Source organism: Curtobacterium guangdongense (assembly GCF_049341845.1).
GTDB classification, from domain to species: domain Bacteria; phylum Actinomycetota; class Actinomycetes; order Actinomycetales; family Microbacteriaceae; genus Curtobacterium; species Curtobacterium guangdongense.
Window position 1 is genome coordinate 19,125 of sequence record NZ_JBMPIT010000019.1, and the last position, 15,210, is coordinate 34,334.

Annotated in this window: 13 protein-coding genes; 7 read left to right on the forward strand and 6 right to left on the reverse strand. The window is 70.9% G+C overall.

The window, feature by feature from the left end:
* Window position 1: 1 nt before the first annotated feature.
* Window positions 2-1,225, forward strand: coding sequence for an alpha/beta fold hydrolase (locus ACO0E1_RS18485; protein WP_422875506.1), 1,224 nt, complete (start codon window positions 2-4; stop codon window positions 1,223-1,225).
* A gap of 68 nt (window positions 1,226-1,293) precedes the next feature.
* Here the strand turns inward: ACO0E1_RS18485 and ACO0E1_RS18490 are convergent, their stop codons facing one another.
* Both ACO0E1_RS18490 and ACO0E1_RS18495 read right to left on the reverse strand, forming a co-directional pair.
* Entirely contained in the window at window positions 1,294-1,761 is a 468-nt protein-coding gene (locus tag ACO0E1_RS18490) for a SufE family protein (RefSeq protein ID WP_422875507.1), read from the reverse strand.
* Window positions 1,758-2,663: a sulfurtransferase gene (locus ACO0E1_RS18495; RefSeq protein ID WP_422875508.1), complete on the reverse strand. Its 906-nt coding sequence runs from the start codon at window positions 2,661-2,663 to the stop codon at window positions 1,758-1,760. The genes ACO0E1_RS18490 and ACO0E1_RS18495 overlap by 4 nt, the downstream gene beginning before the upstream one ends.
* Before the next feature lie 130 nt (window positions 2,664-2,793).
* Here ACO0E1_RS18495 and zapE point away from each other — a divergent pair, with 130 nt between their 5' ends.
* From zapE to ACO0E1_RS18510, 3 genes are all read left to right on the forward strand, one after another.
* Complete coding sequence (gene zapE, locus ACO0E1_RS18500) at window positions 2,794-3,801, forward strand: cell division protein ZapE (RefSeq protein ID WP_422875509.1); 1,008 nt, start codon at window positions 2,794-2,796, stop codon at window positions 3,799-3,801.
* A 342-nt stretch (window positions 3,802-4,143) separates the two neighbouring features.
* Complete coding sequence (locus tag ACO0E1_RS18505; RefSeq protein WP_422875510.1) at window positions 4,144-5,382, forward strand: ammonium transporter; 1,239 nt, start codon at window positions 4,144-4,146, stop codon at window positions 5,380-5,382.
* 182 nt (window positions 5,383-5,564) lie between these two features.
* Complete coding sequence (locus ACO0E1_RS18510; protein ID WP_422875511.1) at window positions 5,565-6,215, forward strand: tyrosine-protein phosphatase; 651 nt, start codon at window positions 5,565-5,567, stop codon at window positions 6,213-6,215.
* A 69-nt stretch (window positions 6,216-6,284) separates the two neighbouring features.
* On the opposite strand, the gene ACO0E1_RS18515 is transcribed toward ACO0E1_RS18510, so the two are convergent.
* A complete protein-coding gene (locus ACO0E1_RS18515) occupies window positions 6,285-7,256 on the reverse strand; it encodes an aldo/keto reductase (protein WP_422875512.1) in 972 nt (323 codons plus the stop codon).
* 133 nt (window positions 7,257-7,389) lie between these two features.
* Here ACO0E1_RS18515 and ACO0E1_RS18520 point away from each other — a divergent pair, with 133 nt between their 5' ends.
* Window positions 7,390-8,358 carry a beta-ketoacyl-ACP synthase 3 gene (locus tag ACO0E1_RS18520; RefSeq protein WP_422875513.1) on the forward strand — a complete coding sequence of 323 codons (969 nt, stop codon included), beginning with the start codon at window positions 7,390-7,392 and terminating at the stop codon, window positions 8,356-8,358.
* 99 nt (window positions 8,359-8,457) lie between these two features.
* Here ACO0E1_RS18520 and ACO0E1_RS18525 read toward each other — a convergent pair whose 3' ends face one another.
* Window positions 8,458-9,339, reverse strand: coding sequence for a hypothetical protein (locus tag ACO0E1_RS18525; RefSeq protein WP_422875514.1), 882 nt, complete (start codon window positions 9,337-9,339; stop codon window positions 8,458-8,460).
* A 21-nt stretch (window positions 9,340-9,360) separates the two neighbouring features.
* Between ACO0E1_RS18525 and ACO0E1_RS18530 the strand changes: the two genes are divergently transcribed.
* Window positions 9,361-10,110, forward strand: a complete 750-nt coding sequence (locus tag ACO0E1_RS18530) for an LbetaH domain-containing protein (RefSeq protein WP_422875515.1) — start codon at window positions 9,361-9,363, stop codon at window positions 10,108-10,110.
* Here the strand turns inward: ACO0E1_RS18530 and ACO0E1_RS18535 are convergent.
* Window positions 10,077-11,519 (reverse strand): helix-turn-helix domain-containing protein, encoded by a 1,443-nt coding sequence (locus tag ACO0E1_RS18535; protein WP_422875516.1) that lies wholly within the window; start codon window positions 11,517-11,519, stop codon window positions 10,077-10,079. The genes ACO0E1_RS18530 and ACO0E1_RS18535 overlap by 34 nt on opposite strands.
* 156 nt (window positions 11,520-11,675) lie before the next feature.
* Here ACO0E1_RS18535 and ppsA point away from each other — a divergent pair, with 156 nt between their 5' ends.
* The gene (ppsA, locus tag ACO0E1_RS18540; protein ID WP_422875517.1) at window positions 11,676-14,099 is read left to right on the forward strand and encodes a phosphoenolpyruvate synthase; all 2,424 of its coding nucleotides are present in this window, start codon (window positions 11,676-11,678) and stop codon (window positions 14,097-14,099) included.
* Here the strand turns inward: ppsA and ACO0E1_RS18545 are convergent.
* Window positions 14,071-15,000: a hypothetical protein gene (locus ACO0E1_RS18545; RefSeq protein ID WP_422875518.1), complete on the reverse strand. Its 930-nt coding sequence runs from the start codon at window positions 14,998-15,000 to the stop codon at window positions 14,071-14,073. The genes ppsA and ACO0E1_RS18545 overlap by 29 nt on opposite strands.
* Window positions 15,001-15,210: the final 210 nt, after the last annotated feature.

The following is a 15,210-nucleotide window of genomic DNA, read 5'->3' on the forward strand; positions in this document are numbered from 1 at the left end:
CATGTCCCGTTCCGCGCGACCCGCCGATGACCCGGTCCAGGACACGGCGAGGTCGGCCGGGCTCGTCGCCCTCGGCGCCGGCATCGCAGCCGCCGCCGTCGGGACCGCGGTGGTCGGTGGCTTCGTCGCCGCGATCGCCCGGATGGTCGTCACGCCGGACCGCAAGCGGACCGAACGGGTGCCCATCGTGGCGGTCGACCCGGTCCGGAAGACCGTGACGCTCGAACGGACGCCCGACACCGAGCTGCAGGGGCGCTACAGCCTCTGGTTCGGCGGCGGTACCGGGCACATGCGCGTCGGCGACGTCCTCGGCACGACCCCGACCACCGTGACCCGCAGCATCATCGCCGTCGACGCCGGTGACCCCACGAGCGCCCGTCGCGGCCGCTGGGGTGGCTGGTTCTACCTCACCCCGGGCGAGCTCGACGTCCCGGTGGAGGACATCGACGTCCCGACACCGAACGGCCCGGCACCGGCGTGGGTCGTCCGCGCCGACGACCCCGCCGCGCCGTGGGCGGTCCTCGTGCACGGTCGCGGCGTCACCCGTGCCGAGACGATCCGCGCCGTCCCGGTGTTCCGCGCCGCCGGCTACTCGGTCCTCCTCGCCTCGTGGCGGAACGACGGCGTCGCCCCGAAGAGCGACGACGGACGGTACGGCCTCGGGAGCACCGAGTGGGAGGACATCGACGCCGCCCTCCGCTGGGTCGACGGCCAGGGCGCGACGAGCGTCGTGCTGATGGGGTGGTCGATGGGCGGCGCGGTCGTCCTGCAGACGCTGCTGCGGTCGTCCTTCGCGCGGCTCGTCGACGGCGTCGTGCTCGAGTCGGCCGTGGTCGACTGGAACGCGGTCCTCAAGTCGCAGAGCCAGGCGATGCGGCTGCCGCGCGTGGTCCGGAAGGTCGCCCAGCGCGTGCTCCGGACGCCGGTCCTGCACCGGCTCGCCGGCCTGAAGCACCCGGTCGACCTCCGGGAGCTCGACATGGTCGCGCGGGCCGACGAGCTCACCGTCCCGATCCTGCTGCTGCACAGCGACGACGACGGCTTCGTCCCGTCGTCCGCCTCGCACGCACTCGCCGCCGCGCGGCCGGACCTGGTCCGGCTCGAGGTCGCGCACGTCGCGCGGCACACCAAGCTCTGGAACCACGACGCCGACTGGTTCGACGCCCGCATCCTCGCGTGGCTGACCGAGGTGGTCCGGCCGCAGAACGCGACCACCGCCCGGTAGTCGGTCCGAAACGGACGGGAGGCCCGGTGCCAGCTGGCACCGGGCCTCCCGCGCGCGCCCGCTCGCGTCTACTGCACCGCCACCAGCGCGCGCACCTGGCGCTGCACCCGGCCGAGCATGCCGACCATGCCGCGGATCCGCAGCGGGCTGACCGCCTCGGACAGGCCCAGCGTGAGCGGGTAGTCGGACGGCACCGCGAGCACCTGCTCGGCCGTGAGGCCGGACAGGCCCTGCGCGAGGATCGAGGCGAAGCCGCGGGTGGTCGGGGCCTCGCGCGGCGCGGTCGCGTGCATGCGGACGACGTCCGGTGCGTCGCCGTCCTCGCCCACGGTGACCGTGATGAAGACGGGTGACTGGCACTCCTCGACGCGCTCGAGTTCGTCCTCGTGTCCACGGAGTCGCTCGGGCAGTGCCGGGAGCTCGTTCGAGAACTCGAGGAGCAGCTGCAGCCGGTCGGCCTGGGACAGTTCGAGGAAGTCGTCGCGGATCTCGGCGAGGGCGCGGGGGAGTGCGGGTTCCGGGAGTTCGGTGCTCATCGGTTCGGAAGGGTACCCGGCTCCGCTCCCTGGACGATGGGCACGCGCACCGCGCTGCCCCACTCCGTCCAGGAGCCGTCGTAGTTGCGGACGTTCTCGTGCCCGAGCAGGTACCGCAGCACGAACCAGGTGTGGCTCGACCGTTCGCCGATGCGGCAGTAGGCGATCACCTCGTCCTCGTCGCCGATGCCCGCGCCGTCGCGGTAGACGGCGTCGAGCTCGTCACGGCGCTTGAACGTGCCGTCCGGGGCGGCGGCGGTCGCCCACGGGATGTTCACCGCGGTCGGGATGTGGCCGCCACGCAGCGCGCCCTCTTCCGGGTAGTCGGGAGCGGTCGTCCGCTCGCCGCTGTACTCCGGTGCGCTGCGGACGTCGACGAGCGGTTTGCCGAGGTGGGCGAGGACGTCCTCCTTGAAGGCGCGGACGACGGTGTCGTCACGCTCGACGACCGGGTACTCGGCCGGGGCGGCCTCGGTGCGGTCGGTCGTGAGTGCACGGTCCTCGGCGATCCACTTCGCGCGGCCGCCGTCGAGGAGGCGGACGTCCTCGTGCCCGAACAGCTCGAAGACCCAGAGGGCGTACGCGGCCCACCAGTTGTTCTTGTCGCCGTAGACCACGACGGTGGTGTCGCGGCCGATGCCCTTGCCACCGACGAGCCGGGCGAAGGCCTCGCCGTCGATGTAGTCGCGCTGCACCGGGTCGTTGAGGTCGGTGTGCCAGTCGATCTTCACCGCGCCGGGGATGTGCCCCGTCTCGTAGAGCAGCACGTCCTCGTCGGACTCGACGACCACGAGGTCCTGCATGCCGGCGTCGAGCTGTTCCTGCAGCCAGGCCGTCGACACGAGTCGTTCGGGGTGGGCGTAGGCGCGGAACTCGGCGGACGGGTCGACCGGTGCGGTCATCGTGGATACCTCCTGGGTGCGGTGGCGCCGGACTAGGATCGGTGCTCGGCGTCGGGAGCAACGGTACGCGGACGTACCTCGTCCCCGATGCAACGTGACACCGCACGACACGCTTCCCGGAAGGCACTGCATGCCCCAGCACCTGGTCGACCGCGACCCATCGGTCTCCCCACAGCAGATGGCCGCGGCGCTGGTGCCCCCACCCCAGTTCACGGACGCGTCGTTCGCGTCGTACCGCCCGGACGCGGACTACCCGTCGCAGGCAGCGGTCCGCGACGCGGTCGAGTCCTTCGTCGCGACCCGACCGGAGCCGGCGAAGCGTGGGCTGTTCGGCCGCCGACGCGCTGCGGCCACGGACACCGCACCGAAGTCGGGCGTGTACCTCGACGGCGGATTCGGCGTCGGCAAGACCCACCTACTCGCCGCCGCGTACCACGCGGAACCCGGGCGGAAGACGTTCGGCACGTTCATCGAGTACACCGCGCTGGTCGGCGCGCTCGGGTTCCAGGGCACGGTCGACCTGCTCCGCGGGACCTCGCTCGTGTGCATCGACGAGTTCGAGCTCGACGACCCGGGCGACACCATGGTGATGACGCGGCTCATCAAGGAACTGACCGAGTCCGGCACCCGGTTCGCCGCGACGTCGAACACCCCGCCGGGGGCCCTCGGCGAGGGGCGCTTCGCCGCGCAGGACTTCCTCCGCGAGATCCAGGCGATGTCGGACCGGTTCGAGACGATGCGCATCGACGGCCTCGACTACCGCCGGCGCGCGGTCGACGAGTCCGCCGCGGTCGTGTCGGACGTGTCGTCGTCGTTGCCGTCGTCCGGGGAGGTCACGCTCGACGACTTCCACGCAGTCGTGGCACACCTGGCGACCGTGCACCCGTCGAAGTACGTCGCGCTCGTGGACAGCCTCGACGCGGTCGGGCTCACCGACGTCGCGGCGTTCACGGACCAGACCGACGCGCTCCGGTGGGTCGCGCTCGTCGACCGGCTGTACGACGCCCAGGTGCGGATCGTCGCATCGGGGACACCGCTCGACGCCGTGTACCCCTCGTCGATGCTCGACGGCGGGTACCGCAAGAAGTACCTGCGCGCCGCGAGCCGCGTGGTCGCCCTGACGCGCGCCGTGGACTGAGCCACTCGCGCACCCGGATCGTCCTGCCGGGGCCGCACCGGGCCTCCAGGGCGGGTTGCGCGACGCCTGTCGGGCACCGTCCGGACGGACTGCGCGAACTCGTGGCCCCCGTCCAGGGGGTCGAGAGGCCCCGGTAACACGACGTTTACAAATCAACCCGTCGCGTTACACCCGCGAAACACATCGTGCTCCCTCGCGAAACGTCACCTCGCCAGACTCGGTCCTACCCGAGGCGGACACGTCGGTGCCCCGATGCACAGCAAGCACCGCCGACGTGGTGACCGCACTGCAATCGAGAGGTGAGACATGCTTGATCAAGGCAACACAGCATTCGTGTTGATCATGGCTGCGCTGGTGTTGTTCATGACACCGGGCCTGGCGTTCTTCTACGGCGGCCTGGTGAAGGCCAAGTCCGTCATCAGCATGATGATGATGTCCTTCGGGGCGATCGCGCTCGTGAGCGTCCTCTGGGTGCTGTACGGCTACGCGATCGCGTTCGCCAACCACGGCGACCACACCGCGGTCTCCGGGATCGTCGGGTTCTTCAGCATCGACTGGAACCAGATCGGTCTCGGGCAGGCGTTCGAGCAGTCGCAGTCCAGTGACATCAAGGCCGCGTTCCCGGACATGTCCTTCGTCGGGTTCCAGGCGACGTTCGCGATCATCACGGTCGCGCTGATCTCCGGCGCGATCGCCGACCGCGCGAAGTTCGGCGCGTGGATGGTCTTCGCCGGTGTCTGGGTCACGGTCGTCTACTTCCCTGTCGCCTCGTGGGTCTTCAACCTCACCTCGGGCTGGGCTCCGGTCTGGGGCGTCATCGACTTCGCCGGTGGGACCGCGGTGCACATCAACGCCGGTGCGGCGGGTCTCGCGCTGGCGATCGTCCTCGGCAAGCGCGTCGGGTTCGCCAAGGGCGCGCACAAGCCGCACAACCCGCCCTTCGTGCTCCTCGGTGCCGCGATCCTCTGGTTCGGTTGGTTCGGCTTCAACGCCGGGTCCGAGGGTGCTGCTGACGGCGTCGCCGCCCTGGCATGGGTGAACACGCTGGCCGCGCCTGCTGCCGCGGTCCTCGGCTGGCTGCTCATCGAGAAGATCCGTGACGGCAAGGCCACCTCGATCGGTGCCGCATCGGGTGCCGTCACCGGACTCGTCGCGATCACCCCGGCGTGTGCGGCGCTCACCCCCGGCTGGGGCATCCTGCTCGGGTTCCTCGCCGGCATCATCTGCTGCTTCGCGATCGACTGGAAGTACCGTCTCGGCTTCGACGACTCGCTCGACGTCGTCGGTGTGCACCTGGTCGGCGGCATCTTCGGCACGTTGTACCTCGGCATCTTCGCCAACGGCACCGGTCTCATCTACTCGGGCTCGTTCGCGCAGCTCGGCAAGCAGGCCGCTGCCGCGGGTGCCGTCGGTGCGTACTCGTTCGTCCTGGCCTTCATCATCGGTTGGATCATCGAGAAGACGATGGGCTTCCGCGTGAAGACCGAGGACGAGGTCGCGGGCATCGACACGGCCGTCCACGGCGAAGAGGGCTACGTCCTCTACGAGGAGCGCGACGAGACCCCGGTCTCCGTGCGCTAGCGCTTCCCGTTCGAGCGAAGGCCCCCGCGTGTTGCGCGGGGGCCTTCGTCGTGCTGTCTCCGCGAGACACCCCCGAACCGCCCAGACACCGCGGGATTCGGGGGGTCTCGGGTCGAGCGAGGTGTCTCAGGTCGACGGGGGCGTCTCGCGGGCGTCTCGCGGCGCTGTGGGAGGGTGGGGGCATGACGACGACGTCGATGCTGACCAACCTCCGCGAGGTCGGGGGAGCCGGGTTCCAGGACGGCCGCACGCGCCGGGTGTACCGCGCGAACACCGAGCCGGACCTCCCCGCGAGCGTGTACCCGGCCGGGGTCGCCGTGGTGGACCTCCGGCGCGACGACGAGATCGCCCGGGTCCCGCACCCGCTCGCGAGCACGGCCGGCTACCGGGGCGTGCCGCTCTTCGACCCGTCGACGGTCGAGTCAGGGGCAGCCGCCGTGCAGCTCGAGGAGCAGTACGTCGACTGGCTGACCCGGCACAGCACGGGGATCGCGGAGGCGCTCCGGGCGATCGCGGACACCGACGGGGACGTGCTCGTGTGCTGTTCGGCGGGCAAGGACCGCACCGGGGTCATCAGCGCGCTGCTGGCACGGCTGTGGGGAGCGTCGATCGACCGCGTCGGCGAGGACTACGCCGCGAGCGCGGACGGCTTGGCGGACCGGTTCGCCGCCGAGCGCGCGGTGAGCACGGACCCCGAGGCGACGGCCGTGGCGCAGCGCTGCGTTCCCGAGGTCATGACGACGGTCATCGGGTACCTGGAGCAGCGCTGGGGCAGCGTCGACGACTACCTGCGCTGGATCGGGCTGACGGACGACGAGATCCGCGCGCTCTGAACGCGGCCACATGACGGGAGGTTCGGTGCGCGTCCGACGCGCACCGAACCTCCCGTCATGTGGTCCAGGTCACCAGGCGTAGTCCTCCGGCGAGGTCTTGTGCCCGGGGAAGATCTCGTCGAGGCGCGTCAGCGCCGACTCGTCCAGACGGATGTCGACGGCGTTCACCGCCGACTCCCACTGCTCCATCGTGCGCGGTCCCGTGATCGGCGCCGTGATGCCCGGCTGGTGGAGCAGCCACGCGAGGGCGAGCTCGCCCGGGGTGTGGCCGAGCTCCTTCGCGAGCGACTCGTACGCGGTGAGCTGGTCACGGTGCCCCTCGACGTACTCGGCGCTCCGGCCGCTCAGGCGACGGGAGCCCTGCTCGGTCTTCTCGATGATGCCGCCGAGGAGACCGCCCTGCAGCGGCGACCACGGGATGACGCCGAGGCCGTAGTGGCGGGCGGCCGGCAGGACCTCGCGCTCGACGTCGCGGACGACGAGGTTGTAGATCGACTGCTCGCTGACGAGGCCGAGGAAGTTGCGGTGCTTCGCGGCCTCCTGCGCCTGGGCGATGTGCCACCCGGCGAAGTTCGACGAGCCGACGTAGAGCACCTTGCCCTGTGCGACCGCGATCTCCATCGCCTGCCAGATCTCGTCCCACGGCGTGTCACGGTCGACGTGGTGCATCTGGTAGAGGTCGATGTGGTCGGTCTGGAGACGACGCAGCGACGCGTCGAGGGCCTGGCGGATGTTGTAAGCCGACAGCTTCCCGCCGTTCGGCCAGTCGATCATGTCGCCGTAGACCTTGGTGGCGAGCACGGTCTTCTCGCGACGGCCACCGCCCTTCGCGAACCAGCGGCCGATGATCTCCTCGGTGGCGCCCTTGCCCACCGAGCCGCCGTAGCCGTTGGCGGTGTCGAAGAAGTTCACGCCGAGCTCGTGTGCCCGGTCCATGATCGCGTGCGAGTCGTCCTCGCTGGTCTCCGGTCCGAAGTTCATCGTGCCGAGCACTGCTCGCGACACCGACAACCCTGTCCGTCCGAGGTGTGTGTAGTCCATGGCACGTGTCTACGCCGACCCGGCCGGACCGTGAGAGGCCCTGCGAGTACCGGTCACACATCCCGTCACGAGTGCTCCACGTGTATTCCGCCGGGGGAATGCGGACGTCGGCGGGAGGGGTAACGTGCGGGAGATGATCACCCCTGCACCGCTGCGTGGCAGCCGGATCCTCGGGTTCGGCCACCACCAGCCCTCGCGCGTCCTCACCAACGACGAACTCTCGACGATGGTCGACACGAACGACGAGTGGATCGTGACCCGGACCGGGATCCGCACGCGACACATCGCCGGGCCCGACGACACCGTCACCTCGATGGCGACCGAGGCAGCCCGTGCGGCCCTGGCCGACGCCGGGATCGACCCTACCGACGTCGACCTCGTCATCGTCGCGTCGACCACGCACCGCGACCGTGCGCCGTACACGGCCGGTCGCGTCGCTGCGGCGCTCGGGATGTCGAACGGCCCCGCGCCGATCGACATCAACACCGCGTGCAGCGGCTTCGAGTACGGCATGGCCCTCGCCGACCAGGCGATCCGCACCGGCTCGGCCGACACCGTGCTCGTGATCGGGTCCGAGCTGCTGTCCGGGATCGTCGACTGGACCGACCGCTCGACGTGCGTGCTCGTCGGCGACGGTGCCGGTGCGGCGGTCGTCGGTGTCTCCGAGACGCCGTCGATCGGACCGGTGTCCTGGGGCAGCGTGCCGCACCTGGAGCAGGCCGTGCTCGTGTCCGGGACGCCGGAGCGCTTCTCGCAGGAGGGCCGCTCCATCTACCGCTGGGCCATCACCGAGGCCGAGGGACACGCCCGCCGCGTCGTCGAGCAGGCGGGGCTGACGATGGACGACATCCAGGTGTTCGCGTTCCACCAGGCGAACCTGCGCATCATCGAGCCGCTCGTCGCGGCGCTCGGCGGCGAGTCGAAGTTCGTGATCCGGGACGTCGTCGAGTCGGGGAACACCTCGGCCGCGAGCGTGCCGCTCGGCCTGTCGAAGGCCTGGGCGCGCGGGGACCTGCCGGAGGGCGTCCCGGCGCTGCTGTTCGGGTTCGGCGGCGGGTTCGCCCACGCCGGGCAGGTCGTGATGACGCCGACCAGGTCCTGATGACGCTGGTCCGCGTGCGCTGACCGGGACTGCGCAGACGGCGGACGGGAGGCTCGTGGCGGGGTCGCCACGAGCCTCCCGTCCGGCGTTCGGTCGCGATCAGAGCGCGGTGTCGGTCCGCTTGCCCTCCTGCTGCTCGTTCGTGCTCCCGCCACGGCGGCGCCACGGCAGCTGACGCTGCTTCGGTTCCTTCTGCTGCAGGACGATCGGGAAGTGCGCCGGCGGCAGACCGAAGCCGGTCCGCGAGGCCTGGATGACCCGACGGCCGAGTGCGTGGTTGCCGAGCCCACCGACGGCGGCGCCGATGCCGAACGGCAGCGCCCGACCGAGCATCGACGTGCCCTGCCGGGCGGCGAAGCGCTTGATGAACATGTCCCGGACCTGGCCGCCGATCCCGCTCACGACCTGCTTCGGCATCGACGAGGCGACCATCTCACCCCAGAACGCCGTGCGTGCCTGGCCACCGGCGGCCTGTCCGGCGAGCTGCTTGATGAGCTGTGTGCCCGGCGTGCCGAGGATCATCGCCATCACGAGGGTGCGCGAGCGCTCGGGGTCGTCGAGGGCGATGCCGTGCACCTCGGTGACCGACTGTGCGAAGAGTGCCGTCGTCTCGAGGAAGCCCATCGTCTCGACACCGGTCAGGCCGAAGCTCGCGGCGACGCCGATGCCCGGGATCACCGCACTCGCACCGACGGCAGCGCCACCGGAGGTCACGGCGGTGAGGTAGTGCCGCTCGAGGATCTGGATGACCTCCGCGGGAGAGGCGTCGGGGTGGCGGCGTCGGACACCGTTGACATGAGCGACGACGACGGGGCGCTGCACGTCGAGGATCCGGTCGAGCCAGCGCTCCCAGCCCTTCGCGGTGGTCGGGAGCTTCGCGCTCGTCGTCGGGGAGACCTCGGCGCTCGTCGTCCGGTCGACCGGGGCCTGGGGGAGCGGGACGATCGCCTGGTCCGACTCGTGGTTCTGCTTCGGGGCCATGGCCGCCACGCTACGCCGGGCATGTGGGAGGCTCGCTGGGTGGACCACGCCTCGCCTGCCTGGTCTCCGGAACACGCGCTCGACGGGGTCCGTCGCGCCGCGGGCTTCCTCACCGTGCAGGAGACCGCTGCGCTCGCGCCCCGCGTCGCGGTGCTCGATCCGGGGTCGGTGCTCGTCGGCCGCGGCGTGGTGCTCGCCGCCGACGTCGTGCTGTACCCCGGTGTGGTGCTCGAGACCCGCGGGGCCGGAAGTGTCGAGGTCGGGGCGGGTGCCCGGCTCGGGCCCGGCGCGGTCGGTGTCGTCGCGGACGGGGGCGCGGTGCGCATCGGTGCGCGTGCGCAGATCGGGCCGGGTGCTGTGACGATCACCGCTTCGGAGGGTGCCGACGTCGTGGTCGGTGCCGGGGCCCGCGTCCTCGGTGGTGCGCAGGTGCAGGGACCGGCGCGGATCGGTGACGGCGCGCAGGTGCTCGGTGCGGTGGCGGTGCGGGACGTCGTGCTCGACGGGGGCGGGACGCGCGCGGAACCCGATCCCGATCGTCGGGGTGCTGTCGTGAAGGGTGCGGGGCGGGTGCACGGTGTGCGGCTGGCGGTGGGCGAGGTCGTGGCCGTCGGGACGGGGCCGTTGGTGGTGGAGCGGCAGCGGGCGTACCACCCGGGTGCGGGTGGCGACCCGGGTGCAGGTGCGGGCGCGGCTGCTGACGCGGGCGACGCTGCGTCCGGTGACGCCGCCGTGTCTCAGGATGCCGCGTGGCGATCGAGGAACGCGTAGACCTCCCCGTCGTCGACCCCGGGGAAGCGGCCGGACGGGAGCGGCGCGAGGATCTGTGCGTGCAGCCGCGCGCTCGGCCACGCCGATCCCGCCCACCGGTCCTCGAGCGCTCGTGACGGCCGACGGCAGCACTGCTCGTCCGGGCAGCGCGAGGTCTCCCGATGCGTCGTCTCCCGCCCGCGGAACCACTTTGCGTCGTCGAACGGCACGCCGAACGTGATCGAGAACCCACCGTCCGGCGTCGATCCGGTCTGCGTCGAGCACCAGAACGTGCCGGTCGGGGTGTCCGTGTACTGGTGGAACTCGGTCGTCCGGTTCGCCCGGTCGCCCGCGCGCCGAGCGCCCCAGCGACGACAGACGATCTGGCCCTCGACGGCACCGGTGACGTCGACCGGCAGGGGGAGCCCGTCGTTCTCGTACGCCTTGTAGACCGCGCCGTCGTCACCGACGCGGAGGAAGTGCACGCGCATGTCGAAGTGCCGCGTCATGAGGTTCGTCATCCGCAGCGCTGCCGCTTCGTGCGTGACCCCGAACGCGTCGCGGAAGTCCTCCACCGCCAGGTCCTTCGCGCGCTTCGCCTGCCCGAGGAACGCCACCGCCTGGGTCTCCGGCATCAGACAGCACGCCGCGAAGTAGTTGATCTCGAGTCGCTGCTGCAGGAAGTCGGCGTACGAGTGTGGCGGCCGGTGCCCGAGGATCCGGTGCGCCATCGCCTGCAGCGCCATCGAGCGGAGGCCGTGTCCGCCGGGGATGGACGACGGCGGCAGGTAGATCCGGCCGTTGGCGATGTCCGTGACGCTCCTCGCCGACCTGGGGAGGTCGTCCACGAAGAACAGGTCGAACCCCATGGACTCCGCCATCCGGCTGACCTCTCGGTGGGTCAGCGCGCCGGTGGTGTGGCCGACAGACCGCACGCACTCCTCGGCGATGGCCTCGATCTCGGCGATGTGGTTGTCGCGTTCACGCATCCGGGCGCGCTGCTCGGTGTTCCCGCGCCGTGCCGCCTCCGGTGTCGCGATGGCCTCGGACGCACGCCGTTCGAGCTCGCGATGGAGGCCGACCAGCGCCCGCAACGCGTCTTCGCCGAGGCTCCGTCCGGGCCGGACGGTCGGGAGGCCGGTGGCCGCGTACACGGGCGCGGCCTGCGCCCGACGGAGTTCCAGTTCGAGGGCAGCACGGTCGTTCGGCGGTTCGTCACGGAGCAGGTCGGTCACCCCGACGCCGAGGGCATCCGCGAACGCCTGGAGCTCGGACACACGTGGTTCGCGCCGTGCGTTCTCGATGAGGGAGAGGCGGCTCGCACTCATGCCGAGCACGGCGCCGAGTGCATCGAGCGTCAGACCCGCCGTCGTTCGGTAGTGGCGGATCCGGGCGCCGAGGAGTCCGGCGCGGTCCAGGTCGTCGTCCATGGGCTCACGGTACGCGTGGCTCCACGTTCCGGCAAGAAACGGCGATCTTGACGCTGATGTGGAGTCTCTGCCGTCTTGTCCGGGCCCGAGACTGCTTCCACAGCGCGGTCTTGACGACCGGGCGGTGCAACGACGACCTGACGAAAGGCGCCACCGATGACCATCACCGAAGCACCCCGAACCGCCGCCACGACCGTGGACGTCCTGTCGTTCGACGCAGTCGGTCTCGAGGACCTGGCGGCGGTCGGCGGCAAGAACGCGTCGCTCGGCGAGCTCATCCGTTCGCTCTCCGCCGCCGGCGTCCGCGTCCCCGACGGCTTCGCGACGACCGCCGACGCGTTCCGCCGTCATCTGGCGACGTCGGGGCTCGAGCACTGGATCGCGCGGCAGCTTGAGGGTCTGGACGTCGAGGACACCCGAGCGCTCGCGCGTGTCGGCGGCGCCGTGCGGGAACGGATCGCCACGACCGATCTCGGCATCGCGTTCGAGTTGTCCGTCCGCGCGGCCTTCGAACGCCTGACGCGGGGCAAGCCGGACGGTGTCAGTTTCGCGGTGCGGTCGAGCGCGACGGCCGAGGACCTGCCCGACTCGTCGTTCGCCGGGCAGCAGGAGACGTTCCTCAACGTCCGCGGTGTGGAGTCCGTGCTCGAAGCGATCCGGCAGGTGTTCGCGTCGCTGTACACCGATCGAGCCATCGCCTACCGCGTCCACCGCGGGTTCGTGCACGACGAGGTGGCGATCTCCGTCGGCGTGCAGCGCATGGTGCGGTCCGATCTGGCCGCGTCCGGGGTGATGTTCACGCTCGACACCGAGACCGGGTTCGACCGGGCCGTCTTCGTCACGAGCGCGTTCGGACTCGGTGAGGGGGTGGTCCAGGGTGCGGTGAACCCGGACGAGTTCACGGTGTCGAAGACAGCGCTCGCGGCGGGGCGGCCGGCTCTGCTCTCGCGGCTCGTCGGGGCGAAGGCGACGCGGATGGTCTTCACGGAGGACACCGCCGTCGGACGGACCACCGCGTTCGTCGACACCGATCCGCTCGACCGACGACGGTTCTCGCTCACCGACGCCGAGGTCACCGAACTCGCGCGGACTGCTGTGGCGATCGAGCGGCACTACGGCCGTCCGATGGACATCGAGTGGGGCAAGGACGGACTCGACGGGCAGCTCTACGTGCTGCAGGCCCGGCCGGAGACGGTGGCGTCGCGATCCCTCGCGGGGGTGGTCGAGCGGCACCGCCTCGCCGCGACGCCGGCGGAGGCGCCGCTGCTCGAGGGCCGGGCGATCGGCGCGCGGATCGGCGCCGGACCGGTACGAGTGCTCGCATCCCCGCACGAGATGCACGACTTCGAGGAGGGCGAGGTACTGGTCGCGGACATGACCGATCCAGACTGGGAGCCGGTGATGAAGCGAGCGTCCGCGATCGTGACGAACCGCGGTGGGCGCACCTGCCACGCCGCGATCATCGCCCGTGAGCTCGGCATCCCTGCCGTCGTCGGCACCGGCTCCGCGACGACCGTGCTCGCCGACGGGGACGCCGTCACGGTGTCCTGCGCGGAGGGGGAGACCGGGCGCGTGTTCCCCGGGCTGCTCGACGTCGTCACCGAGCGGGTCGAGGTCGACGACCTGCCGGACCTCGGCGTCGACCTGATGCTCAACGTGGGATCGCCGGAGCAGGCGTTCGGGTTCCGGGCGCTGCCGAACGCGGGCGTCGGGCTCGCGCGGATGGAGTTCGTCGTGAACCGGCAGATCGGTGTGCACCCGAAGGCGTTGCTGCACCTGGCCGACCAGCCGACCGAGCTGCGCGAGCAGATCGAGGACCGCATCGCCGCGTACGGGTCGCCGCGGGACTACTTCGTCCGCCGGCTCGCCGAGGGCATCAGTACGCTCGCGGCGGCGTTCGACCCGAAGCCCGTGATCGTGCGGCTGTCGGACTTCAAGTCGAACGAGTACGCGCACCTGCTCGGTGGCGCGGCGTACGAGCCGGACGAGGAGAACCCGATGATCGGGTTCCGAGGCGCCGCCCGGTACCTGTCCGACGACTTCGCCGAGGCGTTCGCGTTGGAGTGCGAGGCGATCCGGACGGTGCGTGACGTGATGGGGTTCACGAACGTGCGGGTGATGATCCCGTTCGTCCGGACGGTCGAGGAAGCGTCCGGTGTCGTCGAGCGCATGGCGTCGAACGGCCTGGTCCGTGGACGCAACGGACTGCAGGTCGTGATGATGTGCGAGATCCCCTCGAACGCACTCGACGCCGACCGGTTCCTGGACCACGTCGACGGCTTCTCGATCGGCTCGAACGACCTGACGCAGCTGACCCTCGGCGTCGACCGGGACTCCGGGATCGTCGCGGAGTCGTTCGACGAACGGAACCCGGCCGTGCTGCGGCTGATCGACATGGCGATCGACGCATGCCGTGCCCGCGGCGCCTACGTCGGTATCTGCGGGCAGGGGCCGAGCGACCACCCCGACCTCGCCGAGCACCTCATGGCGCGCGGCATCAGCTCGATGTCCCTCAACCCCGACAGCGTCGTCGAGACGTGGCAGCGTCTGGCTACCGGAGCGGGACGCCGGCACGGATGAGTGCGGCACGGATCACCTCCGGATCCATGAGATCGGCCCAGCTGAACCGGATGACCGTTCGCACCTCGGGGAAGGAGCGCACGAAGTCCTCTCGACGCTTCTCCTCCCAGTGCGCGTCGGCAGAAGCAGCTCCGTCCCCGTACTTGGCACGCCCGTCCACCTCGACGACGACCCCCTGCGCCGGAAACCAGAAGTCGACCACGGCGCGCCGGACACCGAGTCGCGCGAAGACGTGCTGCTGGACGGGGTCCGGCGTCCTGAGCTGGCGGAACCGGACACGGGCGACGGACTCCGCGGGGGAGTCCGACAACGACGACCCCATCTCGATGGCCACGCGGGCTCGGTGCACGGCATTCGGTGGTGCCGCTGCGAGTTCGTCGACGAGCATCTGCGGGAACACCCGACGAGCAGCCAGTGCCGCGTCGAGCATGGGGACGGACACGAGTGCGGGTTCGGTCGCAGCGACGTCGACGAGTGTCCGGACGAGCGCCGTCACCTGGGCGCCGCAGAACTCCGTCGGCACCGTCGGTGGGGTGCCGGCGTACCGCGGCACTGGGCCCGTCCGGTCTGCTTCGACGTGCACGCTGAGCAACCGTGTCGCGTCGGCGTGGGTCCGGCGCGGGTCCGTGACCTGGACCTTCCCAGGAGGCGTGTCGACGAAGGGCAGACCGTGGACCGCCGCAGCGGATGCGTGCGAGATCGCCCGCGGTGGGCGGACCATCGAGGCGGTGGCGCGGAGGAGCAGCAGGTGCCGTGCTTCCGGTCTGAGTGCGTCGAGGGCGTCGGGTTCGACGAGGACCCCCGGGCGGATCGCGACGAGTTCGCCTCGCCGCGCACGACGCTGGAGCGCGCGGCGTTCGGCGCTGTCGTGCTCTGCAGTACGGATGAGTGGTGTCTGCATGACGTGATCGTGCATGCGGAAACGATCCCGCTCGTGACCCGGCCACGCGGCGAACGCGGGCCGATCTGTGGACGACGAGCCGAGCCTCCAGGCTGTGGAGGGTTCGTGCGTGCGCAACGTGCGACAACGTCGATGGGTGGATTCAGGTGGTGGTTGCAACACCTGTTTCTGTTGGTCGTGAGAGTAGTTGCTTGAGTGCTTCGGCGGGAG

Coding starts and splice junctions, on each gene's coding strand:
- ACO0E1_RS18485 (WP_422875506.1), top strand. CDS start 2: ATGTCCCGTTCCGCGCGACCCGCCGATGACCCGGTCCAGGACACGGCG.
- ACO0E1_RS18490 (WP_422875507.1), bottom strand. CDS start 1,761: ATGAGCACCGAACTCCCGGAACCCGCACTCCCCCGCGCCCTCGCCGAG.
- ACO0E1_RS18495 (WP_422875508.1), bottom strand. CDS start 2,663: ATGACCGCACCGGTCGACCCGTCCGCCGAGTTCCGCGCCTACGCCCAC.
- zapE (WP_422875509.1), top strand. CDS start 2,794: ATGCCCCAGCACCTGGTCGACCGCGACCCATCGGTCTCCCCACAGCAG.
- ACO0E1_RS18505 (WP_422875510.1), top strand. CDS start 4,144: ATGGCTGCGCTGGTGTTGTTCATGACACCGGGCCTGGCGTTCTTCTAC.
- ACO0E1_RS18510 (WP_422875511.1), top strand. CDS start 5,565: ATGACGACGACGTCGATGCTGACCAACCTCCGCGAGGTCGGGGGAGCC.
- ACO0E1_RS18515 (WP_422875512.1), bottom strand. CDS start 7,256: ATGGACTACACACACCTCGGACGGACAGGGTTGTCGGTGTCGCGAGCA.
- ACO0E1_RS18520 (WP_422875513.1), top strand. CDS start 7,390: ATGATCACCCCTGCACCGCTGCGTGGCAGCCGGATCCTCGGGTTCGGC.
- ACO0E1_RS18525 (WP_422875514.1), bottom strand. CDS start 9,339: ATGGCCCCGAAGCAGAACCACGAGTCGGACCAGGCGATCGTCCCGCTC.
- ACO0E1_RS18530 (WP_422875515.1), top strand. CDS start 9,361: ATGTGGGAGGCTCGCTGGGTGGACCACGCCTCGCCTGCCTGGTCTCCG.
- ACO0E1_RS18535 (WP_422875516.1), bottom strand. CDS start 11,519: ATGGACGACGACCTGGACCGCGCCGGACTCCTCGGCGCCCGGATCCGC.
- ppsA (WP_422875517.1), top strand. CDS start 11,676: ATGACCATCACCGAAGCACCCCGAACCGCCGCCACGACCGTGGACGTC.
- ACO0E1_RS18545 (WP_422875518.1), bottom strand. CDS start 15,000: ATGCAGACACCACTCATCCGTACTGCAGAGCACGACAGCGCCGAACGC.